Origin of the sequence: Pseudomonas sp. QD4 (assembly GCF_049199125.1) — a bacterium.
Taxonomy (GTDB): Bacteria; Pseudomonadota; Gammaproteobacteria; order Pseudomonadales; family Pseudomonadaceae; genus Aquipseudomonas.
Map to the genome: position 1 here is coordinate 1,610,402 of NZ_JBLZOM010000001.1, position 26,482 is coordinate 1,636,883.

A 26,482-nucleotide genomic window follows, 5' to 3' on the forward strand; every position below is an offset into this window, starting at 1 on the left:
CTGTTTTTCAGTAGGCTGCGCCCCGTCAAAGGCATGGATCGCCCCCACTGACGGGAGGTTCAGGCGCACCCTTCAACCTGCACCCGCCACTGGCCGGTGCCAAGCGAGCTCCCCCGTGACCCGAACCCTGGACCAGGCAACCATCGAGCGCATCAATCAGCACCTGATGCGGACCAGAAGGGGTGACGCGCTGGGCGCCTGGTTCAACTTGATCTTTTACCTGCCCCCCTGCCTGTTCGGTATTTACCTGCTCGACGGACCGCTGTTTGCCAAGGTAATCCTGGGTGGTTTTATCTGTTTCCTGGCCGTCGCCTGGTGCCTGGTCAAGCGCACGAACAATCAACAGCGGCCAGCCAGTGATGTCAGCGGCATCGAGGTGCAACAACTGGAGGGTTACTTTGACCGCCAGAGGGTCCGTACCAGCACGGGCCTCGATTACAAGTACAGCTTCGGCAACTACACCCTGCACTTGCTGACCTTGCCCGGGAGTTTTTTCAGCGGCGACGACCAGTTGAAACTCAACCGCCGCTACCGGGTCGATGCGCTGTATCTCACTGAACCGGTCGCCTACGAAAGCGGCTACTACCTGCTGCGGGAAACCTTTCAGGAAATCACCGACGACAGCGACCTTTCAGCCGAACAAAAAGCACAGGTCGCCGAGCGTGAAACGCGCATCAACCAACAACTCGAAGCCCAATACAAGCGCCTCTACCGTATCTACCAAAACCCTCAGGGCGAATTGGAAGCCATAGGCGAAGGTTTCAACTTCGCGGCGTTTTTTCTCGGCGTGTTGTGGTCGTTCTCCGCACGCGTCGACAGAGCCACCTGGATAGCCCTCGCGGCACTGGGCCTGGCCCTGTTCGCCGCGTGGGCTGACGACAACTACCACTGGTTAACCCTCTGCCTGTTTATCATCGCCGCAGTCTTTGGCGCGTGTGGCAACCTGTGGCGAGAAAAACAGGCCCGAGACAAAGGCTTTGTCGAGGTCGACAGCGTGCTGTCCTGCAACCCGGATCAGGCCAAGGTCGCCTATAAACGCAAGATCGAAGAAGCCCAGTGGCACGTGACCGACCTCACTCCCGAAGGGAGCCCACAAAAGCCCGAGGCTTGCACTCAATGAGCAGCCCCGTGACCCGAACCCTGGACGCGGCAACCATCGAGCGCATCAACAAGCAATTGCTGCGCAACAATTACACTGATGTGGGGGAAGTCGGGGTGGTGTCGACCATCGTCCTGATCCCCTGCCTGATCCTTTTATCGCTGATGGACGGGCCACTGTTTGCCAAGGTCATCCTCATCGCATTTCTCTGCGCCCTGGCCGGCGCCTGGTACCTGGTCAAGCGGGCCGAAGCCCAGGAGCGGCCAGCGCCTGATGTCAGCGGCCTCGAGGTGCAACAACTGGAGGGTTATTTTGACTGGCAGCTCGCACGTCTAGGCGGCAGGCCCATTTTCAAATACAACTTCGGCCCCCACCACCTGCATATGGAGACCTCGGCCGCGAGTTTCTTCCATGGCGACGAGCAGTTGAAACTCAACCGCCGCTATCGGGTCGATGCGGTGTTTATCACCGGCCGGAGCTGGTACGACACCGGCTACTACCTGCTGCGGGAAACCTTCCAGGAAATCACCGACGACAGCGATCTTTCAGCCAAGGAGAAAGGGCTGGTCGCCGCGCGTGAAAAACGCCTCAACAGCATGCTCGAGGCTCGATACAAGCGCCTCCACCGTGTCTATCAAAAACCCCAGGGCCAACTGGAAGCGATTGGCGACGGCATCAACTTCGCGGCGTGCCTGTTTGGCGTGTTCTGGTTGTTTTTCGTCGGTCTCTACGGTCTCGCCTGCATTGCCCTGATGGTGCTGGGGGTGGCCCTGTTCGCGGTGATAGCTGACCCTGACAGCCACTGGTTTGCCCTCGGCATGCTCAGCATCGCCGTCATCTTTGGCGCGTGTGGCAACCTGTGCCGAAAAATGCAGGTGCGGCGCAAGGGGTTCGTCGAAGTCGACAGCATCGTCTCCTGCAACCCGGATGAGGCCAAGGTCGCCTATAAACGCAAGATCGAAGAAGCCCAGTGGCACGCGCCCGTCCACAACCCCGAAGGAAATTCGCAATGAGCGCATCGACTTACCACGGCGGTTGCCTGTGTGGACGCATCCGATTCCAGGCCCGGGGGCCTGCCGAGAACCCGCACACCTGCTCCTGCAAATACTGCCAACGGCACACCGGTTCGCTGACCGCATCCTGGGTCGAGTTCCCCCGTGAGCGGGTAAGCTGGACCGGCCCGGGCGGCGCGCCCTCCACCTTCAGGTCATCGGACTACTCGAGCCGGGCTTTCTGCGCGAGCTGCGGCAGTTCCCTGGGTGCGATCGACGATGCGCCGACCATCGCCCTGCTGCTGGGCTGTTTCGATGACAACCAGCACCCGGCGCTGATGCCGACGGCTCACTCCTACAGCGATGAGCGCCCTACCTGGTGGCATGTCGGGGACAGGCCATGAGCGAAACCGGCCTGGAATCCGCAGAAAAAATCGCCTCGCTGATCTGGACCTGGTACGGCCAGGACGAGTGGCGAAAAATCATTCTGGTGGGTGAACTGGCGCCGACCCTGGTGTTTTTGAGCAGCGATGCCAACGCCCAGCAGCAAGACATCGGCTGTTGCGCCGAATGCAACCTGTGGTCGCACTTCCTCGAATACCTCGACACCTTTGTGCAACGCTTTCCCGCGCACCTGCAACCGCAGTTGTACCTGCTGCTGCGCAGGTTATTGAGCGCCTGCGAAGCCTTGAGCCCGGCCGCCTACGGCACCCTCGAGAGCAATGGCTTCGAAGACCCGCAATGGGCGCCGTTGCGCGAAATGGCCAGCGAAGCGCTCGAGCAGATGGGCTGGCCGGAGCTGGCCGAACACCTGCCCGCCCTGCGCAAATGGCCGGACTGAAACGCACCTTTTGATCGCCGGAGCCTGACATGAGCACACCCCAAGAACGCCTCTTCGCCCTGGCGCTGTACCACATGCGCCAGCAGCTGTCGCACAAGTTCGGCGCCTGCACCGACGGCGACCTGGGGGTCAGCCTCGCCGCCAACCTGGCGTATGCCCTGCACAACAACGCACTGGATGTACTCGAAGGCCGGGCCTTTGATATCGAACAGGCGCTGGAAAGAATCGAAGGCATCGACCGCCTCCTGGGCACCCGCGACTGCCGCCAACTGGCCGAGCAGATCCGCACCGACCTCGCCGCCCAAAAACCCGACACCCTGTAGCGTTGCGTAGCCGCTGCCGAGCAGCGCGAGGCGGCGCTGGCCCTCGAGGACGCCGTGGGGTGTCAGGTACATGAGGCGGTGTTGGTGAGGGCCAGCGTCCGAACGCGGCCCGAGCCTTCGGCAGCCGCTACAAACTGCTGTTCGGCGTGCGTGGCAGTTCGCGTTTGTGGGCGGTGTTGCGGTAGGCGGTTTCGATGAGGGTGCGGCTTGGTTCGGTCACCGGGCGTCCCATCAGGTAGGCATCGATCTCCTCGTAAGTGCAGCCGTAGGCCTGCTCATCGAGTTTGCCGGGGGCCAGTTCCTCGAGGTCGGCGGTCGGCGCCTTGCGCACCAGTTGCGTAGGCGCGCCGAGTGCATCGGCCAGCAACCGCACCTGGGTCTTGGTCAGGCCGGACAGCGGCGCCAGGTCACAGGCACCGTCCCCGAACTTGGTGAAGAACCCCATCAACGCCTCCGCCCCATGGTCAGTCCCCACCACCAGGCCCTGGCTGAAGTTGGCGATGGCGTACTGCGCCAGCATCCGTGCCCGGGCCTTGACGTTGCCCTTGGCGAAATCCGTCAGCTCAGCACTGGGCCGCAAGCCCTCGATCTGAATGCTCGCCATCAGCCCATCGACACAGGCCGCAATGTTGCTGGTGGTGATCAGGTCCGGCTGGATAAAGTCCAGGGACGCCTGGGCATCGCGCTCATCGGCCTGGGTCTTGTACGGCAGGCGCACCGCGATAAACCGAGCCTCGCCGCCCTCCCCACGCAGCTGCTCCACCGCCAGTTGGCACAGGCGCCCGGCGGTCAGCGAGTCCACCCCGCCGCTGATGCCCAGCACCAGCGCCTTGCAGCCGGAGCCGCGCAACACCGACTTGATAAACTCCACTCGCCGGCTGATTTCCTCCTGCTCGCCGCCCGCCACCAGTTGCCGATCGATGCCCAGCTCCAGGGCAATCCTGTCTTGCAATTGCGTGCTCATATCCAGCTCCCGTTACTGATTGTTCAGATCGACGTTGAACACCTGCGCCGCATAGCGCAGGAACGACACGTCCTCACAGACGTTCTTGATCGGGTCATCGGAGAACTTCACCACCGGCTCGCCGTGTACCCTCACCAGCTTCATCACGATGCTCAGCGGCTCGACGCCATCGACGTCGCAGGCCAGGCTGGTGCCCATGCCGAAACCGAACCGGGCCTTGCCCCGCACGTGACGCAGGATCGGCAGGCATTTCTCGAAGTTCAGGCCGTCGGAGAACATCAGGTCCTTGGTCCTGGCGTCGATACCCAGCTCTGCATAGCGCCCCAGCACTTTGTCGGCCCAGACGATGGGGTCTCCCGAATCCTGGCGCAAACCGTCGTACAGCTTGGCAAAGTACAGGTCGAAATCCTTGAGGAAAAAGTCGGTGCTGATGCAGTCGGTCAAGGCAATCCCCAAGCGGCCGCGGTACTCGTGCACCCAGTTCTCCAGCGCCGCATTCTGGCTCTCCCGCAAGCGGCCCAGTTGCTGGTGCACCATCAGCCATTGGTGAGCCATGGTGCCAATCAACGGCAGGTCGAACTCATAGGCCAGGTGCGCGTTGCTGGTGCCGACGAACACCCCGGGGAAGTCGCTGCGCATCACATTGACTACTTCGCGCTGGGCCCGGAACGACAGGCGCCGACGGGTCGAGAAATCCGAAACCCGCAACTCGGCGAGTTCTTCGCGGCTGGCGTTTTTTTCCAGCCATTCGAATTTCTGGTACAGCTTGCGGGTGACATCGGCCAGCTCCACATCCGGGTATTTGTCCCGGTTGCGCAACTCGCTGACCATCGCCAGCACCGGCTGCTCGAACATGATGCAGTGCAGCATCGGCCCGCGAACCCGGATATTCAGCTGGCCGTCGACCTCCGAGACATGGATGTAGCGCAGGTTGAAGCGAAACAGACCGAGGAACTGTTCGAAGTCCGGCGTCAGGTACTCGCGAAAGCGCTTGTTGAACAGAAAGCGTTGCTCACCTTCGCGCATCTGCAGGCCGGCGAGCTTTTCCAGCTCTTCGCGGATCTCCGGGATCAAGTGCCCGAGCCGCTCCTTGGAGCGCACGATAAACAGGTACTCGACTTCGACATTGGGGTGCTGGTGCAACACTGCCTGCATCATGGTGAAGGTGTAGTAATCAGTGTCCAGCAGGCTCTGGATGACGCCGTTGCTGCGATCGAATGCACTTTCCATGGTGGTTCCTTATGCGCTTGCCAGTTCGGCGGTCTGTTCACGGGTCTCGCCCATCGAGATACCCGCTTGCTGCATGTCACGAATGGCCTGTTCGGCGCCCGGCTCGCTGATGGCGCGACAGGCCGGCAAGTGGATGATCACCTTGAACCCGGCGGCGGCCAGTTGCAGGGCGGTGGTCTTGACGCAGAAGTCCAGGGCCAGGCCGCCGACTATCACCTGGGCCACACCCTGGCTGCGCAGGTACTCGATGACCCCGGTGGACAGCTTGCCGTGCAGGTCGTGGTAGCAGGCGCCGTAGGGGTGCAGGTCGGGTTCCACGCCCTTCCACACGAAGTAGTCGTAGTCATAGGGCGTCGGCAGCTCGTCCAGCAGGGTGAACCCCTCGGTGCCGGGAACACAGTGGCTGACCCAGGTAATGTCGGCATGTTCCAGGCCAGTGGGCTGGAGCATCTGCGAGTGCTCGGCCACGACCCACGGTGCTTGCGGGCTGTGGGCATCCTTGCTGCCGACCCGCAGGCCGGCCAGGCTCGCCATGAAGTTCAGTTCGCCGCCGATGCGATCGCCACCGGCTACCGGCAGCTCGTCAGGGCACAGCGGGGTGAAGCTCTTTTGTGCATCGACATCGAAGGAAGCGGTTTTCAGGGTTGAAGCGTTCATGGCGGGTCTCTCCTCTGCATGGAACATAAGGTACACGTCATGTACTTTCATATCAACAGTTCGCGCCAACTATTTTTCATGCCGCTCACAACCGAGCATTGATTATCCAATACATGGGGCAACCTGAGGCATATCCCTTTGCAAAATTCGATGCTAAGGTACACGTCATGTACCAGCAGAGAGAGAGCCCACGATGTACGAGATAGCCCTTTATGGCGGTGCGTTCAATCCGCCCCATGCCGGCCATGCCCAAGTCATGGTCCAAGCCTCGCATCAGGCACGCCGGGTGCTGGTGGCGCCCAGCTTCCGCCATCCTTACGGCAAGCGCATGGCCGATTTCGAGCTGCGCATGAATTGGCTGCAAGCCATCGTGGCCCATGTGCAAAGCCGTTGTGCTGCCGAGGTCAGGGTGAGCCGCATCGAGCAACAGCTGGCGCGCGACGTTGAAGGCGCGATCTACAGCTACACCCTGCTCGATCGCCTGGCCGCCGGCCTCGACATCCCCGACAAGCAGATCGCGCTGGTGGTGGGCGAAGACGTGCAGGCCCTGTTGCCCAGCTTCTACCGCGGCGCCGAATTGCTGCAGCGGTTTTCCGTGCTCTGCGTCGGGGAACAGATCGGCGTACGCAGCACCGCCATGCGTGAACGCCTGGCCCAGGGTGAAAGCTTGCCCAGCCACTGGATGGCACCGGGCATGGATCCGCTAAACTACGGCCTCTACGCCGCCCACGGGAACTGACATGCAAGACCGCACCACCAAACAAAGCGCCTACCTGCACACCATCGACCTGTGTGTATTGCGCTACTGCCGGGACACCCAGGCGCTGGAAATCCTCCTCAACAAACGTGATGGCGAACCCTTCGCCGGGCACTGGGCCCTGCCCGGGATCGTGGTCAACGGCGACGTCGTCGACCTGAGCCTGGAGGACGCCGTGGAACGCCTGCGCGCCTCGAGCAAAGTCGACATGCCCCTGGCCTGGATCGAACAGGTCGGCACTGTCGGCGACGCCTTTCGCGACCCCCGCTGCTGGTCGTCCTCGACCTTTTACCTGGCCATCGTCAGCGACCCGGTGCCGCTGGCCGAGCACCAGGTATTCCAGCCCCTGAACGAGGTGGCCAGCGCCAGCTTCAAACTGCCCTTCGACCACAACCGCCTGGTGGCCGCGGTGCAGGAACGCCTGCTGTCGAAGTCGCTCTACAGCAGCCTGCCACTGATGTTTCTCGGCAACGAGTTCAGCGCCCCGGAAGCAGTGAGCATCTTTTCCCTGGTGCTGGCTCGCCCGGTACTGAAAACCAGCATCCGCCAACGCTTGCTGAAGATGAGTGAAGCCGGCCACCTGGCAGAAACCGGACGCAAGAAAAGCGGCGACGGTGGCCGCCCGCAAGCCACCCTGGCCAACCTCAAGCCTGCCCAGCTGTACCTTTTTGATCGCTGCTTTCTGGAGTAATACCGCGCATGAAGCCCGCTGACGAAACCCTGCTGCAAACCCCGTATTTCAAGGTCGTGCGTGAAAACGGCTACTTCATCATCAAGGAACCCCAGGCGGTGAATGGCGTGGTCGCCGTGCCGACCCTGGCCGATGGCCGCCTGATGCTGGCCCACCTCAAGCGCCGGGCCATCGGCGGCATGTCCCTGGAGTTTCCCCGGGGCGCCATCGACCCGGGCGAAAGCCCGCGTGACGCCGCCGTCCGCGAACTGCTGGAAGAAACCGGTTGGCAGGCCCGGGAGGTCAAGGACCTGGGTCTGTTGCACAGCAACACCTCGCTGATCGCCAGTGCGGTCGCGGTGTGCCAGGTGTTGATCGACGACCAGACTGCCGGCGACACCGACGGCGAAGTGGATGAGTTGCTGTGGGTGACCCGCCAGGAGCTGATGCGCCTGATTGCCAGCGGCAAGATCACCGACGGCCATACCCTGTCGGCGGCCATGCTGCTGCTCGCCAGCGAGTCGGTCCAAGAACCTGTTCACGATCGAGCGAGCGACGCTCAAGGAAGCCATCTTTAACGCCCCATGAGCCAAGTGCAGCGGATCGTGAACCGGTGCTAAGGCGCCCTACCCCACTTCTCTAGGGCAAACTCGACGAAACTGCGCAGCTTGGGCAACCGGTAGCGGTCCTGGGCGTACAGCAGGTGGGTCGCGCGCCGGGGCAGTTGGTAGCCCTGCAGCACCGCCACCAGCCGTCCCTGCTCCAGGTCTTCCTGGACCAGGGCGTCGGGCAGCATCACCACCCCCAGCCCGGCGCGGGCCGCCTGATACAAGCCGGCCGACGAGTTGATCACCAGCGAGCCGGACACCGGCACCAGCACCTCGCCTTCGGGTCCGCTCAGCGGCCACTGGCGGGCTGTGGAACTCCACTCATCCCCGGCCGGATAGGCGAATGCCAGGCAATTGTGCTGCTGCAGATCGCCAGGCGTCTGCGGCGTACCGCAGCGTCGCAGGTAGTCCGGGGCGGCGCAAATGGTCAGGGTGTAGTCCTGCAGCGGCCGGGCGATCAGCGCCGATGGCTCGAGATTGCCCAGGCGGATCGCCACGTCGAAGCCACTGTCGATCAAATCGTGGCGCTGGTTGGCCAGCACCACGTCGACCTTGACCTGCGGGCAGCGCTGCAAGAACTCGCTGAGGGCCGGCGCCAGGCGTTCGGTGCCGAAGGTCAGTGGCGCGGTGATGCGCAAGATCCCCGCCGGCTCGCCCTGGGCCTGCTCGGCCAGGCGTTCGGAGTCGGCCACCAGCCCCAGCACCGCGAGGCAGCGCTGGTAGTAATCGGCGCCGAACTCGGTAAGCCGTTGGCGGCGTGTGGTGCGGTTGAGCAGGCTGACGCCCAGGCGCTCTTCCAGTGCCCGCACGTGGTTGCCGACCATGGTCGTCGACAGCCCGCACTCATTCGCAGCAGCCGTCATGCTGCCGCTCTCCACTACCTTGACGTACACCGACATCGCCAGGAACACATCCATTATCAAGCCCTGATTGAAGATCATTAAAGGTTTAGCGCGTTTATCCATCACTGGTGGCCAAAGATACTGGAAAACCCCCACCCGAGATGGAGTTTCAGCCCATGCCCGCCACCAGCCTGATGCACACCTACCAACCCCAGCCCCTGAGTTTCATCAGAGGGCTGGGCACCCGTCTCTGGGATCAGGCCGGCCGCGAATACCTGGATGCGGTGGCGGGCGTCGCGGTGACCGGTGTCGGCCACTCCCACCCGAAGCTGGTCCAGGCCATCAGCGAACAGGCCGGCTTGCTGCTGCACACCTCCAACCTCTACACCATCGACTGGCAGCAACAACTGGCGCAAAAGCTCACCGCCCTGGCCGGCATGGAGCGCGCGTTCTTCAACAATTCCGGGGCCGAGGCCAATGAAACCGCGCTCAAGCTGGCGCGCCTGCACGCCTGGAACAAAGGCATCCAGCAGCCCCTGGTGGTGGTCATGGAAAACGCCTTCCACGGGCGCACCCTGGGCACCCTGTCAGCCAGCGACGGGCCTGCGGTGCGCCTGGGGTTCGGCTGCCTTCCGGGGGATTTCATCAAGGTGCGGTTCGGCGACATCGTCGCCCTGGAACACATCGCCAGCGAATACGGGCAACGCATCAGCGCCGTGCTGATGGAGCCGATCCAGGGTGAAAGCGGTGTGCAACTGCCGCCGCCGGGTTACCTCAAGGCGGTCCGCGCTTTGTGCCATCGGCGCGACTGGTTGCTGATGCTGGATGAGATCCAGACCGGTATCGGTCGCACCGGCCACTGGTTCGCCTGCCAGCATGAACAGGTGGTGCCGGATGTGATGACTCTGGCCAAGGGCCTGGGCAACGGCATTCCCATCGGCGCCTGCCTGGCCCGGGGCAAGGCCGCGCAACTGTTCACCCCCGGCAGCCACGGCAGCACCTTTGGCGGCAATCCCCTGGCGTGCCGGGTGGCCTGCACCGTACTGCAGATCATCGAGGAACAGGGCCTGCTGGCCAACGCCCGGCGCCAGGGCGAGCAACTGCTGCAACGCTTGCGCAATGAACTCAGGACCCATCCGGAGGTGCTTGAGGTGCGCGGCCTGGGGCTGATGATCGGCATCGAACTCAAGCGCCCGCAGCCTGACCTGGTGGGGCTCGCGGCCCGCGAACAAGGCCTGCTGATCAATGTCACCCGGGGCCAGACCATCCGTTTGCTGCCGCCCCTGGTGATCGATGCCGACGAGGTGGAACTGATCGTCCAGGGCCTGTGCCGGGCTCTGGGTCGAGCCTGAGCACGGCGCCTTACCTGGATTGCAGCACCGCCTCCCCGGCCTTGGCCGGCAGGCGCAAAGTGCCCAGCAACGCCAGCAAGGCGATCAGCGCAACCCACAGAAAGCTCAGCTGAAAATCCGCCGTGGCGGCCTGCCCATCATTGCCATGGGCAGTCATCGCCAGACGCAGCAGCAAGGCACCGATGGCCACCCCCAGGCCCATGCTCAGCTGGAAAAACATACTGAACAGGGTCGAGGCATCGCTCATCTGCACCTTGGGCACATCGGCAAATCCCAGGGTGTTGAACGCGGTGAACTGCATCGAGCGGGACAAGCCGCCGACAAACAGGATCAACATAATCAGCGGCCACCCCATGCGCGGCTCCAGCCAGGCGCAGGCGGCAATCGCCAAGGCGCCGAGAATGCCGTTGACCAGCAGCACCGGACGAAACCCCCAGCGCTGCATCACCGCCGTGGTGAAGGGTTTCATCGCCAGGTTGCCGGCAAACACCGCCAGCACCAGCAGCCCGGCATCCAGCGCCGAAAGGCCGAACCCGAGCTGGAACATCAGCGGCAACAGAAACGGCAAGGTGCTGATGGCGATGCGAAACAGCGAACCGCTGAACAGGCTGACACCAAAGGTGCGCACCCCGATCACCGCCAGGTGCAACAGCGGCTCTTCACGGCGGCGCATATGGGCCCAGGCCAGGGCCGCCAGCAGCAGCCCGGCACCGGCCAGGATCAGCCCCGGCCACCACTGGGCGCGCCCCAGGCCGAGCAGCTCGACCCCATACAGAATCGCCGCACAGGCGCCGCCCACCAGCACAAAGCCAGCCAGGTCGAAGCGGCGCGAACGAAGCTCGTCGCGCCTGGGCAACAGCACCAGGGCGGCGATCAGGGCCAGCAGGCCGAGGGGCAGATTGAGGTAAAAGATCCAGGGCCAGGAGGCATGGGTGACGATCAACCCGCCCAGCGGCGGCCCCAGGATCGGCGCCACCAGTCCCGGCCAGGTAATGAATGAAATCGCCCGCACCAGGTCCTTCTTTTCAGTGACCCGCAACACCGCCAGGCGCCCCACCGGGACCATCATCGCGCCGCTGATGCCTTGCAGCACCCGGGCCGCGACAAAGGTCTGCAGGCTGTCGCTCAAGCCACACAGCAGGGACGAGACACTGAACAGGACGATGGCCGAACCGAAAACCCAGCGCGAACCAAAGCGATCGGCCAGCCAGCCACTGATGGGGATAAACACCGCGAGCGCCAGCATGTAGGCGCTCATGCCGATGTTCAGGTCCACGGCGGCCACGCCAAAGGTGCGGGCCATGTCCGGCAGAGCGGTGGCGATCACCGTGGCGTCGAGGTTTTCCATGAAAAAGGTTACCGCCACCAGCAGGGCGATCAGGGTGGAGCGGCTTGAAGACATGGGAGGCGGTACCCGGCCAGAGAAACGAGTGGCCTAAGGTACCCGATGGGGTTGGTTGCCGGTCAAGGGGCGCACGGCCTCGCCCCTGCCCGCGTTTGGCGTTCAGTCATCCAGGGGCTTGGCCGGGCCCGCCGGTTTCGCGGCCTTGCCCGCCTTGCCGGCGTGGGTCGGCTTGGCTTCGGGTTCCGGCGCTGGCGCGGGGGCAGCGGCTTCTTTTTCCGCCATGGGCATCTGGTCGATGGTGGCGAAGACTTCCTTGAGTTCAATGGCGCCGGAGTGTTCGAGCTTCTTCTCGCCGTCCTTGCCCACCAGGATCACCTTGGTCTGGGCCCCCGCCCCAAGCTTGAGGCTGCGGATCAGGGCCATGGTGGATTGCGGATCGAGGTCCTTGCCGTCGCGCTGGCCCATGGTGTTGATCACCGTGTAGAGCACCATGTTGCGTTCGGTAAAGGCCTGGCGATTGGCCGGCTCGTCCAGCGACTTCTTCAGGCTCATCAGTGTCGGATCGACGCTGCTGGGGGCGATGACTATCAGCGGGCGCGCCTTGCCCAACTCCTGGGCCAGCGGGCCGTCATTGTCGGCGGCCAGCAGGGGACCGGCGACAGCAAGCAGGGTTGCGAGGGTCAATGACCGAATGAACATGCGTCTCTCCTGTTGATTTTCCACGTTCTAATGATTGCGCATTGCGGGAAAAGGTCCAGGCCGCGACTCAAAATCTGACATTTTAATCGGCCAAAAGCGCCTTCCCGGCCTGAATCGACGGCAGCGCCTGGCCCACGAAATCGATAAACGCGCGCACTGCCGGGGCCATCTGCCGCTGGCTGAAGTAATACAGATAGAACCCGGGAAACGCCGGCGTCCAGTCGGCCAGCAGGTGCACCAGCCGCCCCTGCTCCACCAGGGCCTGGACCTGATGGGCGAATACATAGGCGATACCGGCCCCCGCCAGCACGATCGGGGTCAGCAGTTGCGGATCACTGACCACCAGGGCGCCCTCCACCGCCACTTGCAATGAGCGGCCACGCTTTTCGAACTCCCAGCGATAGACGCTGTTATCGGTCGGCCAGCGGTAGGACAGGCACTGATGCCCGCGCAGGTCCTGGGGAGTGCGCGGTGTGCCATGGCGCTGCAGATAGCCGGGGGCGGCCACCACCATCATCCGCAGCTCACCGCTCAGGCTCAGGGCGTGCATGTCCTGCTCCAGGCACTCGCCCAGGCGGATGCCGATATCAAAGCCGCCGGCGACGATGTCCACCAGGCGATCGTCGACCTCCACATCCAGGCTGATCAGCGGATGGGCCTGCATAAACCCGGCCAGCAGCGGCGCCAGGTAATGCACCGCGGCGTCCCGGGTGCTGTTGATTCGCACCCTGCCGGCCGGCACAGCGTGGGCTGCGCCCATGGCCGTCGCTACCGCCGCATCGATATCGGCCAGGGCCGGCCGCAGCCGATCCAGCAGGCCACTGCCGATCTCGGTCAGGCTCACGCTGCGCGTGGTTCGGTTCAACAGACGGGCGCCGAGACGCTCCTCCAGATGACGGATGGTCTGGCTCAGCGCCGAGGCCGAAACGCCCAGATGGGCCGCCGCACGGGCGAAGTTGCCCTGCTCGGCGACTGCGACGAATGCCCGCAGCTCGGCATGTTCACTGCCACGCATTATGTATCTCCAGCTTAATAAGCCATGGCGATACTACGGCATTCTCTAATCAATCCAAGGGTGAAATCCTGGCGCTTCCGCTATCTATCGAGGAGCTCCAGGACCATGGGCAGGTTTGAAGGGAAACGCATTCTGATTACCGGCGGCACCCGCGGCATGGGCCACGCCGCCGCCCAAAGCATCATTGCCGAAGACGGAGAAGCCTGGGTCACCGGGGTCGATCCACAGCGGGTGGAAGCCGTTGCCGCAACCTTGGGCGCCCATGGCCGAGCCCTGCGCAACGACGCCGCAGCCGCCGACACCGGCCAGGCACTGGCGAACTGGGTGGCCGGCGCCGGCTTGCTCGACGGCCTGTGGCTGAATGCCGGTTACGCCGAACTGGGGCCGCTGGAACAGGTTGACGCCCAGGCGTTCGACCGCATGCTGGCGACCAATGTACGCGGCCCGGCCTTGCAGTTGGCGGCCCTGTTGCCGCTGCTCAAGCCAGGGGCGTCGGTACTGGTAAGCGCCTCCAGCTCCGCCTACGAAGCCGCCGCCATGGCCAGCCTGTACGCCGCCAGCAAAGGCGCGCTGGTGTCCATGGCTCGCTGCTGGGCCAGTGCCTTGAGCACACGGCGGATTCGGGTGAACGTACTGCTGCCAGGGCCCATCGCCACCGGCTTTCGTGATTTTCTCGGTCCCCAGGCGCAGCAGGACTTTGATCGACACATCACCCGCCAGGTGCCGCTCGGACGCATGGGCAGCGCCGATGAAGCGGCAGCGGTGGCGTTGTTCCTGCTGTCCGATGCCGCCTCGTTCGTCACCGGCAGCCAGTACCCGGTGGATGGCGGGCTGATGATGCGCTGAGCGCCCGTTACTGCAACTGCCACTCCAGCCCTTTGAAGCCGGTCAACCGGTATTCACCGGCCTGCGGCTTGAGGGTGCGCAGCAACTCGTCGAGGCTCGCCGGCGTCAGGGTCAGGGTCAGCAACTGGTCTTCGATCTGCAACTGGTCCTGTTCCCCGGCCACGAAACGCAGTTGCCAGTCGGCCCCCGCCACCAGGAACGGCTTGCCGAATGGCAGGCGCAATGGCAACAGGGCCAGCAGTTCATCGGCTTGGCGCGCCGCCAGGGTGATGCGGGTCTGGGTCGAGCGCAGCAGGCGTTCCTGCTGGGTCACTTGCAGCAGGTCGGTGTACAGGTAGCCGCTGGCGGATCCGTCGCGGCTCAGGCCTTCGGCAATCTGCTGGCGAACCTGGCCCCGGTCGAGCAGCGACTCACGCTCAAGATCGGTGATCCAGAGCGGCATATAAGGCAGCAGAACATCCAGTAGCTTGTGGGTTCGCCAGCGCTTGGCGGCCTGCTCTTCGTCATCGGTCAGGCCCACCACCTGCAGGAACTTCAGGCTGCCATTGGCGGTGTCCAACTCGGGCAATTGCGGGTCGCTGATAAAAGCCATGGAGCAGATCTGCGTCGGCTGGTCGCGAGCAATCGGACCGTTGGCCGGCATCCAGTCGCCATCACGGAACACATTGCCGCTGCCGAATACGTAGCGCGCCAGGTTCTGCAAAAAGTTCATCGCCCAGGTCGGCGGATGGGCTTCATCCGCGGTGCAGGCCAAGCGAAAGGTCAGCTCGAAACCAAAGCCGCTGGTCTGCGCATTATCGTTTTCCTTGGCGTACAGCTCGGAAAAGCCGTAGGTGATGAAGTGCCAATGGGGCAGCGGCTCTAGGTTCTTGTAGACGCTGATGCCGTCCAACGGATCATTGCCGCCGAGGCTATAGGAAATGATGGTGCCGAAATGCTGGGGTTCCTGGCCGGGATACAGCGCTTCCAGGCGCTGGGAAATCCCGTCCCAGCCCACGGTCGATGGCAGCTCGTCTTGCTCGAGGGGGGTGTCGGACATCATGTCGCTCCTTGGGGTCGATCGTACGGGTCCGCCTATTGACGGCATCGACGGTGAAAAGTGCCGGCAATCTTAACCTGCGGCCCCAGGGTCGAGCACGGGCGTGTCCCAACAACTCGCGCATATCGACCCGAACCCGGCCACCCATAAAGTAAACAATTGCATTACCCGAGCACCACAAGAGTGCAACACAACTGTGCAACGCCCATGAACAACTCACGAACGGTAATTGCCAACAATTGCCAGGGAAAGTTGCTGTTCAATCAATAAAGACTGACTCAGCTCAATCGCTTCATTTCAAACTTTTGTTAATCGAAGTTCCTCCTCCAGTGCCAGCCGCCAATTGCCTGACGCCAGAGAATACGCACCATTCACACGCCTGACCCGACACTTGCGGCGCGGAATAAACCACGCGACTAAACAAGCCGATTGGCACTCCTTATATAAGCCCGATACAGCGTCAAACTGGCTTGTTCTATAAGCATCGGCCGCTCTATAGTGCGCGCTGCATAAAAAAACCCGTTCAAGAAGTGGCCGCGCAAGGACCGCACTGCACTTCCTGAAACAGTCCGCGGCTGCCTGGATATTTCGCAATGAAACCTGCCTCCCCATGATCCCGTTATTGGTCTGTGATGATTCGAGCATGGCCAGGAAGCAGGTGCTGCGAACCCTGCCCAGCGAATGGCGAGTGTCCGTCACCCAGGCCTGCAACGGCCAGGAGGGGCTTGAGGCATTGCGCCAGGGGCTGGGCCAGGTGGTGCTGCTGGACCTGACCATGCCGGTGATGGATGGCTATCAGTTGTTGAGCGCGGTCCAGGCCGAAGGCATCGAGGCGCAGATCATTGTGATCTCCGGTGATGTGCAGGAAGAAGCCATTCGCCGGGCCCGCGAACTGGGCGCCCGGGCCTTCCTGAAAAAGCCCTTCGACCCGGACCAGTTGCGCGCGCTGCTCAGCGAACTGCGCCTGCTCGACGGCACGGTCCAGGTCCCGGCCCTGGCGCCCTCCCCAGCCCCGCAAGTGACCTTTCGCGACGCGTTCCGCGAAACGGTCAACGTATCCATGGGCTACGCCGCGGCGCTGATCGCCAAGGTGCTCGAAGTGTTCGTGCACCTGCCGATTCCCCACGTCAATGTGCTCGAAGCCGGCGAGCTGCAGATGCTGCTGGCCGACGCCAACCGCGCCCAGCAACTGACCGCCATTTGCCAGAGCTACATCGGCAGTGGCATCGCCGGCGAGGCCTTGCTGATGTTCTATGACTCGGAGGTCGCCGACATCGCCAAGCTGATGGAACACGGCACCGCCGAGTACCAGGAAATGGAAGTGCTGATCGACCTCTCCAGCGTCCTGATCGGCGCCTGCCTGAGCAGCATCGCCGACCAGCTGGATGTGTTCTTTTCCGTCGGCCACCCGCAGGTGCTGGGGGAGCAGACCTCGATCGATGAATTGATCCGCCTCAATCAGCAACGCTGGGCCAAGACCCAGGCCGTGGAAATCAGCTACAGCCTCGAAGAACAGAACATCCACTTCGACCTGTTGCTGCTGTTCACCGAAGGCTCCATGGAGCTGCTGGAGCAAAAACTTTCCTACCTGATGAGCTGAGCCCATGCGCAACCGAATGGATTTTAGTGAGCTGCACTGGCTGCTGGCGATCGTCCAGAGCATTGACGTCGGCATCGTGGTCCTGGACCTCGAATGCCAGGTCCAGGTGTGGAACAGCTTTATGGAGAACCGCTCCGGGGTGCAGTCCAAGGACGCCATCGACCGCTCGTTCTTCGAGCTGTTTCCCGAGGTCGACCAGGAGTGGTTCAGCCGCAAGCTCGGCCGGGTGGTGGCCCTGGGTACCCCGGCCTTCACCATCTGGAAGCAGCGTCCGTACCTGGTGCGATTCAAGAACTACCAGCCAATCACCGGCCAGGGCGAGTTCATGTTCCAGAACACCACCCTGCTGCCGCTGCGCTCGTCCAACAGCGAAATCCACCACGTGTGCCTGGTGATCTATGACGTCACCGATGTGGCGATCAACAGCCAGGCCCTGCAAGGCGCCAATGCCCAGTTGCAGCACCTGTCGCGTACCGACCACCTGACCCAGCTCTACAACCGTGGACACTGGGAGCAGAGCGTGGAGTTGGCCTACCAGCGGCAGAGCCACGGCATGTCCCTGGTGATGCTCGACATCGATCACTTCAAGTCGATCAATGATCGCTACGGCCACCCCGCCGGCGACGCCGTGATCCGCCAGGTCTCGACCCTGATCCGCCAGCACGTGCGCGCAGGTGACGTGGCCGGGCGCTATGGTGGCGAAGAGTTCGCCCTGCTCCTGCCCCACACCGACCATGACGGCGCCTGCAAACTGGCCGAGCGCCTGCGCCAGGCGGTCGAGCACCAGGAAGTCATCCATCAGGGCCAGAGCATCCGCTTCACCATCAGCCTCGGTGTCGCCAGCCTCGACCGCCCGACCCAGGACCACCGCTGCCTGATCGGCTGGGCCGACCAGGCGCTGTACGCCTCGAAACATGCCGGACGCAATCGGGTGTCCAGCTACACGGGCTGACTCCGGGCGCCAAGTGCGGCGCCGGGCTAAAAAAAAGCCCGGGCTGCGGATATAGTGCGCCAGCTCGCGGTCCACATTGGCTGCATCAATGCGACCTCTCCCCTGAATTGCCGGAACAAGGAGTCCTCTGGCCATGGCCGATCCTCGAACAGCCTCCCCTCAACAGCAGTGGCACAACGCCGTACTGCAATACACCCGCGCCATCAACCAATACGTGCAAGACGGCATGGCCCAAGGCTGGGACGGGCTCGAAGAGCCGACACTGCCGGAAACCGAACACCTGCTGAATGCCTGGCAAGCCGCCCTCGAAACCCTCAACCAGCAACCCCGGGATGCCGCCGCATTCGCCGCCTGGCGTGAAGAGTGGCCGCCGGCGCACTTCCCGCTGCATTCGCGCCTGGAGCAGGAGGGCCGCTCGATCCCGGCCCTGGCACTGCTGGACGACGGCACCCTGCTGGCACGCATCGGCGCGCCCTATGAAGGCGGGCATGTGGTGCATATCGACGGGCAGCACATTGAAAAGGTCAGCCAGGGCGAGTTCTTCGGACGTTGCCCGCAGCGCCGATTCTTTGCCTGGTCGGTACCCAGCGGCGTGCGTGTCACCGACGGCTGGAATGGCCCGCAAGTGGCCGAATTTCCCTGGCCCACCGGGCGTGAAGGCTTGCCGGACAGCCTGGTACTGGAAGAAGAGGCGCAAATACTGCCCAGCGCGCTGATCCCCTTCCCCGATGGCCAGCGGGTGCTGCTGGTGAGTTCGGACGGGATCTTCGTGCTGCACGCCGAAGGCGCCACCCGGGTCCTGCGGCGCCCGGAAGAACTCGACAAAGACCTGGCCGACGGTGTCGCCCCCGATGACCTGGCCGTGGGCCTGTCCATGGAGCACGGGGCGATCTCCCCTGACGGCCAGTGGATCGCCATCGGCGAACAGTGCGGGCATCACCTGGTGCTCAACGCCCAGCTGGAGGTGGTGGCCGAGGTCGGCCCGGCCGGTGAATACCCGCACTTCGCGATGTTCAACCAGGCCGGCGACCGACTGATCCTCAACGCCTGCCACTTCTACAACGGCGGCACCCTGGGGGTGGCGGTGGCTGATCTGCCGGGCCTGCGCACCGACTTTTACAGCGATGACCCCCGTACCCCGGTGTTGCAGGAAGGTGCCCGGGTCTATGCCGGCGCGGCCCGCCACGATGAGCTCATCGTCGGCGACGCCTACGGCTACCTGCGCGCCTTCAGTGAAACCGGCGAGGAGCGCTGGCAGCACTATGTCGGCTCGTCCTTTAGCGCGATGGACATCAGCCCCGACGGCAAGACCCTGGTGGCGGCCACCTGCGCCGGGATCATCGTGCAGATCGACCTGGACGCCGGGCGCCCGCAATGGCAGATCGGCACCGGCGATCACCACGAAGTGCGGCGCTGGATGTTCTGGAAGAGTTTCGCCAAACCCCTGGTCTGCTAAGCCTCGGCCGGCGCGCGGGGGTTGCCGCCCGCGTGCCGGAACAAGGGCGCCCTACAGGGTGTAGGCAATCCCCATCTGCACCGTACGCGGCGCGCCCGGGTAGGCGTAGACGTTGCCGAAGGCACCTTCGTCATAGTCGGCGTTGAACAGGTTCTTCACGTCCAGGTTCAGGCGCACGTGCTGGTTGAGCTTGTAGTAGCTGAGCAGGTCGAACACCCGGTAGCTGTCCATGCTGAAGGCGTTGGCCGCGGTCTGCCCGGCGCGCTCGGCGACGTACTTGGCTCCCAGCCCCAGGCCCAGGCCCTTGAGCCCGCCGTCCTGAAACTCGTAGACATTGAGCAGGCTGAAGCTGTTGCGCGGAATGTTCAGCAGGCGGGTTCCCGAGGCCAGGCGGTTGTCTTTGGTGACCTCGGCGTCGACATAGGCGTAGCCACCGATCATCCGCCACTCCGGGGTCAGGTTGCCGGCCACGTTCAGGTCCAGGCCACGACTGCGCACTTCGCCGGCGGCGACGCTGAACGTCGAATCCACCGGATCGGCCGTGAGCACGTTGCGCTTTTCAATCTGGTAGAGCGCCGCATCCACACTCAACTGGCGCTCCAGGGCTTCCCACTTGACCCCCACTTCATAAGACTTGCCCTCCTCCGGCTTGAAGCCGCCACCGGTACGCGCCGCGCCGGTGTTCGGCTTGAAGGAACGCGCGGCGTCGGCATACACCGCCACGGTCGGCGTCAGGTTGTAGAGCAGGCCGGCGCGCGGGGTCACCGCGTTGTCGCTGTTGGTCCAGCTCGGCGTGCCGGCCAGGTAGCTGTCGTAGTCATGTTCGAAACGCTCGAAACGCGCCCCCACCAGCGCCTTGAGGTTCTCGGTCAGGCTCACTTGGTCCTGGATGAAGGCGGCGTAGGTCTTGAGGTTTTCCTGGTCATGGGTGGTGGTGCGGGTCAGCGCCGGACGGGCCTGGCCGTAGACCGGATCGAAGATATCGATGGGGTAACTGATGCCGCCCGCGGAGCGCTGGATGATCGACTGGTAATCGTAGTCTTCGTACTCGACGCCAGTGAGCAGGGTGTGCTCGAAACCCGCCAGGGAGAAATGCCCGGTGAGGTTCAACTGGTAGTCGCGGTCACGCCACTCCAGCTTGCGGTAGTTGAAGTTGCGCCCCAGGGTGCGCCCGTCGGCGGCAATGCCATTGGCCTCGATGCCGTTGCCGGCCAGCGAGCCGTCGAGGATCTGCGCACCGCCACCCAGGGTCCAGTCGTCGTTGAGGAAATGCTCGAAGCGCAGCTGGCCCATATTGTTGTCGTTGTGCAGCTTGCCGATGTCCTTCTCGCCAAAGAAGGTCTCGCGCGAGGCCACGCCGATCTGCGCCGGATAGCGGGTGACGCCGCGATCCAGGGGCGCATTGTTGCGCATGAAGTCCCCCTCGAAGGTGATTTTGGTGCGGTCGTCGACCTGCCAGCTGAGCACCGGGGTCACGCCGTAACGCTCGGTCTCCACATGATCGCGGAAGGTGTCGCCGCCCTCGCCGATGACATTCAGGCGGTAAGCGAAACGCCCTTCCTGGTCCAGCGGCCCCGAGGCGTCCAGGGTGCCACGACGCATGCCCTGGTCGCTGAGCTGGCTGCCCAGGGTCACCGCCGTCTCTTTCAGCGGCTGCTTGGATACCACATTGAAGGTGCCGCCCGGGTCGCCACGACCATAGAGCATGGTGGCCGGGCCGCGCAGCACTTCCAGGCGCTCGATGGTGTTGGCGTCGGGCATGTTCGGGTAGCCGCGGTTGATCGGGAAGCCGTTGCGGTAGAACTCGCCGGTGGTAAAGCCGCGCACAGTGAAGGTGGTCAGGCCCTGGCCGCCGAAATTGTTCGCCCGGCCCACGCCGCCGGCGTAGTCCAGGGCATCCTGCAGGCGCGTGGCGCCGAGGTCTTCCACGGCGTCGCGGGTGACCACGCTGATGGACTGCGGGGTTTCATGAATCGAGGTGTCGGTGCGGGTGGCGCTGGCGGAACGGGTGGCGCGATAACCCTGGACCGGACCCTGGGCCTGCTCTTCGGTGGTGCCGTTGATATCAATCGCCTGCAGCTCGATTGTCGACCTATCAGTGGCTGCCGATTCAGCCCAGGCGGCCTGGGAAATGGCTTGGATCACACACAGAGAAACCAGAGTTCGACGCATCAACGGACTGCCCTTAAAGAGATGCCGGGCACAACAGGAGCCCGACAAGAATTGGTATCGAATATTATCAATACTCATTCTCAGTTGATACTTTTTATGGTTACTTTGTCCTACAAAAATACCGTTGTGCCATCACTCGAACCCTGATATCGCGCGCCTGCCAAGACCGCTGGCGAGCGTGTCTTGCGCGGCGTCTCAGGCGTTCCCGGCAGAGAACCAGGCCTCGATTTTGAGGTTTTCCGGATCGTTGATGGCGGCCAGGTACTCGTCGAGGGTGACTTCACCGACACAGGCCCGGGCCCCGGGTTGCGGCACGTAGCCGTCGAGCAGTTTGCGGGTCAGGGCCACGGCGGCGCAGCTGGGAATCTGCGGTCCCTTGTCGTTGGCGGCGGTCAGTTGTGCGGTCATGGACAGGGGTTGGCCGTCGACGCCCTGCCCCTGAACGTCGATATACATCGCGCTCTGGCCGTCGCCGAGTTTTTCGAACCACAGGCCGCACCGGTAGAGCCGGGCCGCCCAGGCTTGGGTCGAACGCACCAGCCCGAACCGCACCGCCTGGGCCAGCAGCGCATTGGCCAGGCCGGCGATCTTCAGCCCGGCGCCGGCCTTGAACACCAGGGTGTGGGCGCCGTAGCGCTCGGCGAACAGGTCCAGGTCCGGCACGTCGACGTTGGCCAGCAAGCGGCTGCCCAGGTACGGCATCTTGCGCAGGGTCAGGCCCTGCCAGGCGATCACCGGGTACGGTCGGCCGTCCTTGAGTTGCTGGATCGGCTTGCCGGCATAGGCCAACACGCCTTCGATGGTCGACAGGCCGGGCATTTTCGCCGAGGAGGAAATACCGTGTTCGATGCGTTCGATACGGGCAAAGCGCGCCCGATGCTGGTCGATGATCGCCGCCGCCAGGGTCGGCACCGAGCTGCAGCCGCTGAGCAGCGTGACCCCGGCCTCGCGCGCCGCCTGGTCCAGCACGCCGATGCCGCCGACAAAGGTCCGGCAGTCGGCCAGGTCGCAGTAATTGACCCCGGCCTCGATACAGCCCCGAGCCACGGTGTAGGGCTGGCCCTGGAAGGGCCCGCCGGTATGGATCACCAGCTCGATGCCCAGGCTGCCCAGGGCCGCCGTGAACTGGGGCCCCATGGCATCGCCGCACCAGCTGCTGCAATCCTGGGCGCCTTGCTCGCGCAGTTCGTCGAGCTGTTGCGCTAGCTTTTGCCGGTTGCGCCCCGCACTCACCAGGCTCACGCCCGGCATCTGGCCCAGATGACGGCAGACGATGCTGCCGAAATTTCCGTAACCACCGATCACCATTACCTTCAACATCATCTATGACTTCCTTGCATCAGTGGCTCAGACGGTCCCTTTTCTGGCTTGGGGGCCGGCGCGCGGGAGCTTCCCCGATTTATCCGGCAGGGGCAAGCACAGTAGCCCTCCCGGGCCGGAAAGTGCCCGTTTTTAGCCCGGAAAAATCCGACTGACCTACAAACCAAGAAAAAAATCCAATGCCGCTGCGGCATAATGCTATGCAAACTCGTCATCATCCCGACTTTAAGAGCGTGATAGCCTTCCGCTCCTCTGTGGCTTCGTACAACAAACCTGCCTGTTCGCTTCGAACACCCGCGCAGGATAAAGAAGCCTTGTACATGCTTGCTTCGATCTTCTCTGCCCAGCTCAGCGTTTCACTCTGGGTCTATCCACTACAGACCTTCAGGAAAACCGACAGCAAATATTGACTCGGCCCTAGTGTCGGCACCTTTTCGTTTCAAATTCGGAGCTGTTATGTCCAGGCTTTCCCATCAAGATCTGCGCCGCGCCTTCCGTGAACTCATGGCCTCCAACGCCTGCTACCACACCGCTTCAGTCTTCGACCCGATGTCCGCGCGAATCGCCGCCGACCTGGGTTTTGAAGTGGGGATTCTCGGTGGTTCGGTCGCCTCGCTGCAGGTCCTGGCCGCACCCGACTTTGCCCTGATCACCCTCAGCGAATTTGCCGAACAGGCCACCCGCATCGGCCGCGTCGCCCAACTGCCGGTACTCGCCGACGCCGACCACGGCTATGGCAACGCCCTCAACGTGATGCGCACCGTGGTGGAACTGGAGCGTGCCGGCATCGCCGCCCTGACCATCGAAGACACCCTGCTGCCGGCCCAATTCGGCCGTAAGTCCACCGACCTGATCTCGGTCGCCGAGGGCGTGGGCAAGATCCGTGCGGCACTGGAAGCCCGGGTCGACCCGGAGCTGTCGATCATCGCCCGGACCAACGCGGCGATCCTGCCGATCCAGGAAATCATCAGCCGCACCCAGCATTACCAACGGGCAGGCGCGGATGCCATCTGCATGGTCGGCGTGCGTGACTTCGAACAACTGGAGCAGATCAGCGAACACCTGACTGTGCCGCTGATGCTGGTGACCTACGGCAACCCGGCCCTGCGCGACGACGCACGCCTGGCCGAACTCGGTGTGCGCATTGCAGTCGACGGCCACGCCGCCTACTTCGCCGCGATCAAGGCCACTTACGATTGCCTGCGCGAACAGCGCCAGATCTTCACCCAGGCCTCGGACCTGAGCGCAACGGAACTGGCGCACACCTACACCCAGCCCGAGGACTACATCGTCTGGGCCAAGGAGTACATGAGCGTCAAGGAGTAATCAGCGGGCCATTGCCTTGCCGAGTGCACCCTCGACACAATCGACAATCTGGCCAATGGTCCAGGGCTTGCGGATAAACGTCACCGGCTGACGAACCCCGGAACTCTCCGGCGTTTCGTAGCCGGACATCACCACCACCGGCATCGCCGGCCAGTGTTCCCCCACCAGGTTGGCCAGGCTCGCACCGTTGAGCCGGCCGGGCATGGTGATATCCGTCAGCAGCAGGCACACGTCATCGGCGTGCTGTTGAAGAAAATCCCACGCCAGGTCGGCACTGGCGCACGCCTGGGTGGCAAACCCTTCGTCCTGCAGAATCTCGCACAGGAACTCCAGCACCGTCGGCTCGTCCTCCACGATCAGGATCAATCGGCGGGCGGTATCGGCGCGGGTGGACGAGGCTGGATTCATGAGGTTGTTGCTCCCTGACTGCATGGACGACTGAGCGGATGAACGACGCTATCTGCTCTTATGAGCCACGACCGGCGCAGAAATTCATTCTTGATTGTCTGGATTGATACGGCACTGACCAGCGCCCAATGATGCCATTGTGCCATTTAGCCGGCAAAGGCTTCAGCACCCGCGCTTCGCCGCCCTCTCTTCTGGCACACTGCGTGCCGCGGCGCATTTCCCTTCCCGGCGAAAAACGCTATACCGAAGTGAGATCCGCCGCGCGACAGATCCCGCGCCGAAGTTTGCTTTCGCGCACCGCCACCGGAGAAAATCCCCGGTGCACGCGGTCAGATTGGATGTGCAACTTTTTTCGCCATCGGCCCCAGCCGGCCCGGTGGCTCCGCTTTCAGGGAATTTTAGAATGCCCCCAAGACAAGTCATCAACGCCTCGGTCAGCCCCAAAGGCAGCCTGGAAACACTCTCCCAACGCGAAGTCCAGCAATTGAGCGCAGCGGGTTCAGGCAGTATCTACACCCTTTTTCGCCAGTGCGCCCTGGCCATCCTCAATACCGGCGCCCACGTCGACAACGCCAAGACCATCCTCGACGCCTATCACGATTTTGAAGTGCGTATTCACCAGCAGGATCGCGGTGTGCGCCTGGAGCTGCTGAACGCGCCCGCCGATGCATTCGTCGACGGCGAAATGATTGCCAGCACCCGGGAAATGCTGTTCAGCGCCCTGCGCGACATCGTCTACACCGAGAACGAACTGGACAGCCAGCGCATCGACCTGAGCGACTCCCAGGGCATCACCGACTACGTGTTCCACCTGCTGCGCAACGCGCGCACCCTGCGTCCCGGCGTCGAGCCGAAGATGGTGGTGTGCTGGGGCGGCCACTCGATCAATACCGACGAATACAAGTACACCAAGAAGGTCGGCCACGAACTGGGCCTGCGCAAACTGGACATCTGCACCGGCTGCGGCCCGGGCGTGATGAAGGGCCCGATGAAGGGCGCCACCATCGCCCACGCCAAGCAGCGCATGAGCGGCGGCCGCTATCTGGGCCTGACCGAGCCGGGCATCATCGCTGCCGAGGCACCGAACCCGATCGTCAATGAACTGGTGATCCTGCCGGATATCGAGAAGCGCCTGGAAGCCTTCGTCCGCGTCGGACACGGCATCATCATCTTCCCCGGTGGCGCCGGCACCGCTGAAGAGTTCCTGTACCTGCTGGGCATCCTGATGCACCCGGACAACCGCGACCTGCCGTTCCCGGTCATCCTCACCGGCCCGAAAAGCGCCGCAGCCTACCTCGAACAACTGCACGCCTTCGTCGGCGCGACCCTGGGCGATGCCGCCCAGCGCCACTATGAAATCATCATCGACAACCCGGCCGAAGTGGCCCGGCAGATGACCGAAGGGCTCAAGCAGGTCAAACAGTTCCGTCGCGAGCGCAACGATGCGTTCCACTTCAACTGGTTGCTGAAGATCGACGAAAGCCTGCAACGTCCCTTCGACCCGACCCACGCCAACATGGCCGAACTGCAACTGAGCCTTGATCTGCCGCCCCATGAACTGGCAGCCAACCTGCGCCGCGCGTTTTCCGGGATTGTCGCCGGCAACGTCAAGGACAAAGGCATCCGCCTGATTGAGGAGCAAGGCCCGTACAGCATCCACGGCGACCCTGCGATCATGCAGCCGCTGGACAGACTGCTTAAAGCCTTCGTCGAGCAGCACCGGATGAAACTGCCCGGCGGCGCGGCGTATGTGCCGTGCTATCGAGTGGTGAGCTGAGACTGACTGCGCGCTGCCCCTGACCGGGCCAGCGAATCAACAGAGACGCCATGCCCTTTAAGCGGGACATGGCGTTTTTTACCTTGTGGCGAGGGGCAGTGCTGACCCGGTCCCCGCGCCAAACCACCCCTCTTTCACCTGCAACCTCCCGCACGCCCCGGCTCACCCTGTATATTCGCCGCGGCGCTGACG

26 protein-coding genes are annotated in these 26,482 nt (G+C 63.4%); 15 read left to right on the forward strand and 11 right to left on the reverse strand.

Annotated elements, in window-relative coordinates:
* Positions 1-115 precede the first annotated feature (115 nt).
* Genes ACOZJV_RS06855 through ACOZJV_RS06875 form a run of 5 tightly spaced genes read left to right on the forward strand, consistent with a single transcriptional unit; the run spans position 116 to position 3,255 of the window.
* Positions 116-1,120 carry a DUF2628 domain-containing protein gene (locus tag ACOZJV_RS06855; protein ID WP_201130541.1) on the forward strand — a complete coding sequence of 335 codons (1,005 nt, stop codon included), beginning with the start codon at positions 116-118 and terminating at the stop codon, positions 1,118-1,120.
* An 8-nt stretch (positions 1,121-1,128) separates the two neighbouring features.
* On the forward strand, positions 1,129-2,112 hold the full coding sequence (locus ACOZJV_RS06860; protein WP_421547174.1) for a DUF2628 domain-containing protein: 984 nt from the start codon (positions 1,129-1,131) through the stop codon (positions 2,110-2,112).
* A complete protein-coding gene (locus ACOZJV_RS06865; RefSeq protein WP_201130539.1) occupies positions 2,109-2,495 on the forward strand; it encodes a GFA family protein in 387 nt (128 codons plus the stop codon). The genes ACOZJV_RS06860 and ACOZJV_RS06865 overlap by 4 nt, the downstream gene beginning before the upstream one ends.
* Positions 2,492-2,932, forward strand: coding sequence for a hypothetical protein (locus tag ACOZJV_RS06870; RefSeq protein WP_421547175.1), 441 nt, complete (start codon positions 2,492-2,494; stop codon positions 2,930-2,932). Before ACOZJV_RS06865 ends, ACOZJV_RS06870 begins: the two co-directional genes overlap by 4 nt.
* Before the next feature lie 29 nt (positions 2,933-2,961).
* Positions 2,962-3,255, forward strand: a complete 294-nt coding sequence (locus ACOZJV_RS06875) for a hypothetical protein (protein WP_078472548.1) — start codon at positions 2,962-2,964, stop codon at positions 3,253-3,255.
* A 127-nt stretch (positions 3,256-3,382) separates the two neighbouring features.
* Here ACOZJV_RS06875 and nadE read toward each other — a convergent pair whose 3' ends face one another.
* From nadE to ACOZJV_RS06890, 3 genes are read right to left on the reverse strand one after another with little or no spacing between them, the layout of a single operon-like run.
* Positions 3,383-4,219: an ammonia-dependent NAD(+) synthetase gene (gene nadE / locus ACOZJV_RS06880; protein WP_421547176.1), complete on the reverse strand. Its 837-nt coding sequence runs from the start codon at positions 4,217-4,219 to the stop codon at positions 3,383-3,385.
* A 12-nt stretch (positions 4,220-4,231) separates the two neighbouring features.
* Entirely contained in the window at positions 4,232-5,449 is a 1,218-nt protein-coding gene (gene pncB, locus ACOZJV_RS06885) for a nicotinate phosphoribosyltransferase (protein ID WP_020298819.1), read from the reverse strand.
* A gap of 9 nt (positions 5,450-5,458) precedes the next feature.
* Positions 5,459-6,106 (reverse strand): nicotinamidase, encoded by a 648-nt coding sequence (locus tag ACOZJV_RS06890; RefSeq protein WP_078472550.1) that lies wholly within the window; start codon positions 6,104-6,106, stop codon positions 5,459-5,461.
* Between the two features lie 193 nt (positions 6,107-6,299).
* Between ACOZJV_RS06890 and ACOZJV_RS06895 the strand changes: the two genes are divergently transcribed.
* Genes ACOZJV_RS06895 through ACOZJV_RS06905 form a run of 3 tightly spaced genes read left to right on the forward strand, consistent with a single transcriptional unit; the run spans position 6,300 to position 8,111 of the window.
* On the forward strand, positions 6,300-6,845 hold the full coding sequence (locus ACOZJV_RS06895; protein WP_421547177.1) for an adenylyltransferase/cytidyltransferase family protein: 546 nt from the start codon (positions 6,300-6,302) through the stop codon (positions 6,843-6,845).
* Between the two features lies 1 nt (position 6,846).
* Positions 6,847-7,554, forward strand: coding sequence for an NUDIX hydrolase (locus ACOZJV_RS06900; RefSeq protein WP_201130536.1), 708 nt, complete (start codon positions 6,847-6,849; stop codon positions 7,552-7,554).
* 8 nt (positions 7,555-7,562) lie between these two features.
* Positions 7,563-8,111 (forward strand): NUDIX hydrolase, encoded by a 549-nt coding sequence (locus ACOZJV_RS06905; RefSeq protein ID WP_421547178.1) that lies wholly within the window; start codon positions 7,563-7,565, stop codon positions 8,109-8,111.
* Positions 8,112-8,149: 38 nt separating this feature from the next.
* Here ACOZJV_RS06905 and ACOZJV_RS06910 read toward each other — a convergent pair whose 3' ends face one another.
* Positions 8,150-9,058, reverse strand: coding sequence for a LysR family transcriptional regulator (locus ACOZJV_RS06910; RefSeq protein WP_078472729.1), 909 nt, complete (start codon positions 9,056-9,058; stop codon positions 8,150-8,152).
* A gap of 101 nt (positions 9,059-9,159) precedes the next feature.
* Here ACOZJV_RS06910 and ACOZJV_RS06915 point away from each other — a divergent pair, with 101 nt between their 5' ends.
* Positions 9,160-10,335, forward strand: coding sequence for an aspartate aminotransferase family protein (locus ACOZJV_RS06915; RefSeq protein ID WP_421547179.1), 1,176 nt, complete (start codon positions 9,160-9,162; stop codon positions 10,333-10,335).
* A gap of 10 nt (positions 10,336-10,345) precedes the next feature.
* Here the strand turns inward: ACOZJV_RS06915 and ACOZJV_RS06920 are convergent, their stop codons facing one another.
* From ACOZJV_RS06920 to ACOZJV_RS06930, 3 genes are all read right to left on the reverse strand, one after another.
* The gene (locus tag ACOZJV_RS06920; protein ID WP_421547180.1) at positions 10,346-11,737 is read right to left on the reverse strand and encodes an MFS transporter; all 1,392 of its coding nucleotides are present in this window, start codon (positions 11,735-11,737) and stop codon (positions 10,346-10,348) included.
* Positions 11,738-11,839: 102 nt separating this feature from the next.
* Positions 11,840-12,379: a DUF4174 domain-containing protein gene (locus ACOZJV_RS06925; protein ID WP_078472556.1), complete on the reverse strand. Its 540-nt coding sequence runs from the start codon at positions 12,377-12,379 to the stop codon at positions 11,840-11,842.
* Between the two features lie 82 nt (positions 12,380-12,461).
* A complete protein-coding gene (locus tag ACOZJV_RS06930) occupies positions 12,462-13,394 on the reverse strand; it encodes a LysR family transcriptional regulator (protein WP_078472557.1) in 933 nt (310 codons plus the stop codon).
* Between the two features lie 105 nt (positions 13,395-13,499).
* Between ACOZJV_RS06930 and ACOZJV_RS06935 the strand changes: the two genes are divergently transcribed.
* On the forward strand, positions 13,500-14,240 hold the full coding sequence (locus ACOZJV_RS06935) for an SDR family oxidoreductase (protein WP_421547181.1): 741 nt from the start codon (positions 13,500-13,502) through the stop codon (positions 14,238-14,240).
* A gap of 7 nt (positions 14,241-14,247) precedes the next feature.
* Here the strand turns inward: ACOZJV_RS06935 and ACOZJV_RS06940 are convergent, their stop codons facing one another.
* Positions 14,248-15,279 carry a suppressor of fused domain protein gene (locus ACOZJV_RS06940; RefSeq protein ID WP_421547182.1) on the reverse strand — a complete coding sequence of 344 codons (1,032 nt, stop codon included), beginning with the start codon at positions 15,277-15,279 and terminating at the stop codon, positions 14,248-14,250.
* Positions 15,280-15,889: 610 nt separating this feature from the next.
* On the opposite strand from ACOZJV_RS06940, the gene ACOZJV_RS06945 reads away from it, so the two are divergent.
* The 3 genes from ACOZJV_RS06945 (at position 15,890) to ACOZJV_RS06955 (ending at position 19,287) form a co-directional block, all read left to right on the forward strand.
* Positions 15,890-16,879: a response regulator gene (locus ACOZJV_RS06945; protein WP_201130532.1), complete on the forward strand. Its 990-nt coding sequence runs from the start codon at positions 15,890-15,892 to the stop codon at positions 16,877-16,879.
* 4 nt (positions 16,880-16,883) lie between these two features.
* A complete protein-coding gene (locus tag ACOZJV_RS06950) occupies positions 16,884-17,831 on the forward strand; it encodes a sensor domain-containing diguanylate cyclase (protein WP_078472561.1) in 948 nt (315 codons plus the stop codon).
* A 133-nt stretch (positions 17,832-17,964) separates the two neighbouring features.
* A complete protein-coding gene (locus tag ACOZJV_RS06955) occupies positions 17,965-19,287 on the forward strand; it encodes a hypothetical protein (RefSeq protein WP_421547183.1) in 1,323 nt (440 codons plus the stop codon).
* Between the two features lie 51 nt (positions 19,288-19,338).
* Here ACOZJV_RS06955 and ACOZJV_RS06960 read toward each other — a convergent pair whose 3' ends face one another.
* Together ACOZJV_RS06960 and ACOZJV_RS06965 are read right to left on the reverse strand one after the other, a co-directional pair.
* The gene (locus tag ACOZJV_RS06960; RefSeq protein ID WP_201130530.1) at positions 19,339-21,459 is read right to left on the reverse strand and encodes a TonB-dependent siderophore receptor; all 2,121 of its coding nucleotides are present in this window, start codon (positions 21,457-21,459) and stop codon (positions 19,339-19,341) included.
* 195 nt (positions 21,460-21,654) lie between these two features.
* Entirely contained in the window at positions 21,655-22,782 is a 1,128-nt protein-coding gene (locus tag ACOZJV_RS06965) for a saccharopine dehydrogenase family protein (protein ID WP_421547184.1), read from the reverse strand.
* A 453-nt stretch (positions 22,783-23,235) separates the two neighbouring features.
* Between ACOZJV_RS06965 and ACOZJV_RS06970 the strand changes: the two genes are divergently transcribed.
* A complete protein-coding gene (locus tag ACOZJV_RS06970) occupies positions 23,236-24,105 on the forward strand; it encodes an isocitrate lyase/PEP mutase family protein (RefSeq protein WP_020298836.1) in 870 nt (289 codons plus the stop codon).
* Here the strand turns inward: ACOZJV_RS06970 and ACOZJV_RS06975 are convergent, their stop codons facing one another.
* Positions 24,106-24,513 (reverse strand): response regulator, encoded by a 408-nt coding sequence (locus tag ACOZJV_RS06975; RefSeq protein WP_421547185.1) that lies wholly within the window; start codon positions 24,511-24,513, stop codon positions 24,106-24,108.
* 403 nt (positions 24,514-24,916) lie between these two features.
* Between ACOZJV_RS06975 and ppnN the strand changes: the two genes are divergently transcribed.
* Positions 24,917-26,290, forward strand: a complete 1,374-nt coding sequence (gene ppnN / locus ACOZJV_RS06980) for a nucleotide 5'-monophosphate nucleosidase PpnN (RefSeq protein WP_078472566.1) — start codon at positions 24,917-24,919, stop codon at positions 26,288-26,290.
* Positions 26,291-26,482 lie beyond the last annotated feature (192 nt).

Excerpts from the sequence above, each read along its gene's own strand:
- ACOZJV_RS06865 (WP_201130539.1), top strand. The coding sequence starts at position 2,109 with ATGAGCGCATCGACTTACCACGGCGGTTGCCTGTGTGGACGCATCCGA.
- ACOZJV_RS06870 (WP_421547175.1), top strand. The coding sequence starts at position 2,492 with ATGAGCGAAACCGGCCTGGAATCCGCAGAAAAAATCGCCTCGCTGATC.
- ACOZJV_RS06875 (WP_078472548.1), top strand. The coding sequence starts at position 2,962 with ATGAGCACACCCCAAGAACGCCTCTTCGCCCTGGCGCTGTACCACATG.
- nadE (WP_421547176.1), bottom strand. The coding sequence starts at position 4,219 with ATGAGCACGCAATTGCAAGACAGGATTGCCCTGGAGCTGGGCATCGAT.
- pncB (WP_020298819.1), bottom strand. The coding sequence starts at position 5,449 with ATGGAAAGTGCATTCGATCGCAGCAACGGCGTCATCCAGAGCCTGCTG.
- ACOZJV_RS06890 (WP_078472550.1), bottom strand. The coding sequence starts at position 6,106 with ATGAACGCTTCAACCCTGAAAACCGCTTCCTTCGATGTCGATGCACAA.
- ACOZJV_RS06895 (WP_421547177.1), top strand. The coding sequence starts at position 6,300 with ATGTACGAGATAGCCCTTTATGGCGGTGCGTTCAATCCGCCCCATGCC.
- ACOZJV_RS06900 (WP_201130536.1), top strand. The coding sequence starts at position 6,847 with ATGCAAGACCGCACCACCAAACAAAGCGCCTACCTGCACACCATCGAC.
- ACOZJV_RS06905 (WP_421547178.1), top strand. The coding sequence starts at position 7,563 with ATGAAGCCCGCTGACGAAACCCTGCTGCAAACCCCGTATTTCAAGGTC.
- ACOZJV_RS06910 (WP_078472729.1), bottom strand. The coding sequence starts at position 9,058 with ATGGATGTGTTCCTGGCGATGTCGGTGTACGTCAAGGTAGTGGAGAGC.
- ACOZJV_RS06915 (WP_421547179.1), top strand. The coding sequence starts at position 9,160 with ATGCCCGCCACCAGCCTGATGCACACCTACCAACCCCAGCCCCTGAGT.
- ACOZJV_RS06920 (WP_421547180.1), bottom strand. The coding sequence starts at position 11,737 with ATGTCTTCAAGCCGCTCCACCCTGATCGCCCTGCTGGTGGCGGTAACC.
- ACOZJV_RS06925 (WP_078472556.1), bottom strand. The coding sequence starts at position 12,379 with ATGTTCATTCGGTCATTGACCCTCGCAACCCTGCTTGCTGTCGCCGGT.
- ACOZJV_RS06930 (WP_078472557.1), bottom strand. The coding sequence starts at position 13,394 with ATGCGTGGCAGTGAACATGCCGAGCTGCGGGCATTCGTCGCAGTCGCC.
- ACOZJV_RS06935 (WP_421547181.1), top strand. The coding sequence starts at position 13,500 with ATGGGCAGGTTTGAAGGGAAACGCATTCTGATTACCGGCGGCACCCGC.
- ACOZJV_RS06940 (WP_421547182.1), bottom strand. The coding sequence starts at position 15,279 with ATGTCCGACACCCCCCTCGAGCAAGACGAGCTGCCATCGACCGTGGGC.
- ACOZJV_RS06945 (WP_201130532.1), top strand. The coding sequence starts at position 15,890 with ATGATCCCGTTATTGGTCTGTGATGATTCGAGCATGGCCAGGAAGCAG.
- ACOZJV_RS06950 (WP_078472561.1), top strand. The coding sequence starts at position 16,884 with ATGCGCAACCGAATGGATTTTAGTGAGCTGCACTGGCTGCTGGCGATC.
- ACOZJV_RS06955 (WP_421547183.1), top strand. The coding sequence starts at position 17,965 with ATGGCCGATCCTCGAACAGCCTCCCCTCAACAGCAGTGGCACAACGCC.
- ACOZJV_RS06960 (WP_201130530.1), bottom strand. The coding sequence starts at position 21,459 with ATGCGTCGAACTCTGGTTTCTCTGTGTGTGATCCAAGCCATTTCCCAG.
- ACOZJV_RS06965 (WP_421547184.1), bottom strand. The coding sequence starts at position 22,782 with ATGATGTTGAAGGTAATGGTGATCGGTGGTTACGGAAATTTCGGCAGC.
- ACOZJV_RS06970 (WP_020298836.1), top strand. The coding sequence starts at position 23,236 with ATGTCCAGGCTTTCCCATCAAGATCTGCGCCGCGCCTTCCGTGAACTC.
- ACOZJV_RS06975 (WP_421547185.1), bottom strand. The coding sequence starts at position 24,513 with ATGAATCCAGCCTCGTCCACCCGCGCCGATACCGCCCGCCGATTGATC.
- ppnN (WP_078472566.1), top strand. The coding sequence starts at position 24,917 with ATGCCCCCAAGACAAGTCATCAACGCCTCGGTCAGCCCCAAAGGCAGC.